Raw genomic sequence first — 2,064 nt, forward strand, 5'->3', positions numbered from 1 at the left:
CAGAGTGTAGAGGTATTGGGTGGTATATCAGTTTTATATTTCTGAGAAAAAAGATGAGGTTTTTGCTGCTCTTAAAAAGAATAAAAAGATTACACCAGAGAATATTCCGGCTGCAACTCAATTATTTACACCTCATTGGATTGTTCGTTATTTAGTAGAGAATTCTTTGGGGCGTTTATGGATGTTAAATTATCCTCAGTCTCGTTTAGTTGAGGTGATGGATTATTATATTAAGCCAGAAGATGAAGAAAAAGACTACTTAAAAATAAATTCTCCTGAAGAATTAAAAATCTGTGATCCTGCTTGTGGTTCGGGACATATTTTAGTTTATGCTTTTGAGTTACTTTATGCTATTTATGAAGAGGAAGGTTATGCAGCTAATGAGATTCCGACAAAGATTTTAACTCATAATCTTTATGGGATTGAAATTGATGAAAGGGCAGGAATTTTGGCAGCGTTTGCCTTAACTATGAAGGCGAGAGAAAAGCAAAAACGTTTTTTTCGGAAACCCATTCAACCTAATATTTGTGTGTTGAAAAAGGTAGAATTTTCTAAGGATGAGTTACAGCCATATCTGGATTTTGTCGGGCGAGATTTATTTACTGCACCTTTATTAGAGACGTTACACGAGTTTAAGGAAGCTGATAATTTTGGGGCTTTAATTCGTCCGACTGTGACGGATGTAAAAGAGATAATAGGGTTATTAAAGGAGCGAAATATAGAAGGTCAGTTATTGTTATATAAGACTCATGAGAAGGTGATGGATGTGTTAAAACAGGCTGATTTTTTAAGCCCTAAGTATCACATTGTTGTTGCAAATCCTCCTTATATGGGTAGTAAAGGGATGAATGGGAGGTTATCTGCTTGGGTTAAGAAGAATTATCCTAATAGTAAATCAGATTTATTTTCTGTATTTACTGAGCGAATTATGAATCTTATTCCTAAAGGTGGTTTTATAGGTTTAATGACTCCTTTTACTTGGATGTTTTTAAGTTCTTATGAAAAGTTACGCACACGCATTTTAAATGAAACTACCATTACTTCTTTAGTTAGACCAGAATATCATGCTTTTTTTGAGTCTGCTTATGTGCCTATTTGTGCCTTTACTTTATATCAACAATTTTTACCAAATTATCAAGATGCTTTTATTGATTTACAAAAGTTTTATGGTGCAGATAATCAAGCACCAAAAGCATTAGAAGCGATCAAAAACCCTAATTGTGGTTGGTTTTATCGTGCTTCTGCAAGTGATTTTAAAAAGATTCCAGGGAGTGCGATCGCTTATTGGGTGAGTGATAATATTATAAACAAGTTTGCAGATTATAAAAGCCTAGATATATATGCTGATATAAAAACAGGTATGCAAACAGGCGATAATGAGCGTTTTGTTCGTTTGTGGCATGAGACTTCTATTAATTCTATTAACTTACCTAATGAACATTTTAATAAACTCCGTTGGAATCTTTACTCAAAAGGTGGTGAGTTTAGAAAATGGTTTGGAAATGTAGAACATATTGTTGACTGGAAAAATGATGGTGAAGCTATAAAAAATTTAACCGTTAACGGCACATCTAGATCAAGAGTTAGAGAGTTATCAAATTATTATAGAAAAGCTGTATCTTGGTCTTTTATTAGCTCGTCATATTTTGGATGTAGATATAAAGAACCTGGCATTTTCTTTGATGTAGCTGGTTCTTGTGCTTTAGAAAAAGACATTCCCATTGAAGAAATTTTAGGTTTTTAATGTTCAAAGTTGTCTCATGTTTTTCTTAATGCTCTCAATCCGACTCTTAATTTTCAAACTTCAAGATATCTCCAATTTACCCTATTTACCTATTAAGTCTGACTTTAACATATTCTTAATTTTAGGTAAAATTCTCAAAACAAGGATTGGACTCTTATGAAACATCATGGATTTACTACCCTTTCCTTTTAACAGGTGATGGCAAAAGGAAGAGAAAAGCCTTAAAAAAGACTTTAAAATTTCCGACAACATGGCAGAAATGACTTAGAAATGGGAAACTAGAGGAGAAAAAACGGGTTATTGTCGAAGTTTAGTGATTA

General features: G+C 33.1%; 1 protein-coding gene. It reads left to right on the plus strand.

Annotated features, from left to right (window positions below; genetic code table 11):
• The first annotated feature begins 19 nt into the window (after positions 1-19).
• Positions 20-1,744 (plus strand): BREX-1 system adenine-specific DNA-methyltransferase PglX, encoded by a 1,725-nt coding sequence (pglX, locus tag CWATDRAFT_RS31370; RefSeq protein WP_050018403.1) that lies wholly within the window; start codon positions 20-22, stop codon positions 1,742-1,744.
• Positions 1,745-2,064: the final 320 nt, after the last annotated feature.

It is taken from the genome of Crocosphaera watsonii WH 8501, assembly GCF_000167195.1.
GTDB lineage: Bacteria > Cyanobacteriota > Cyanobacteriia > Cyanobacteriales > Microcystaceae > Crocosphaera > Crocosphaera watsonii.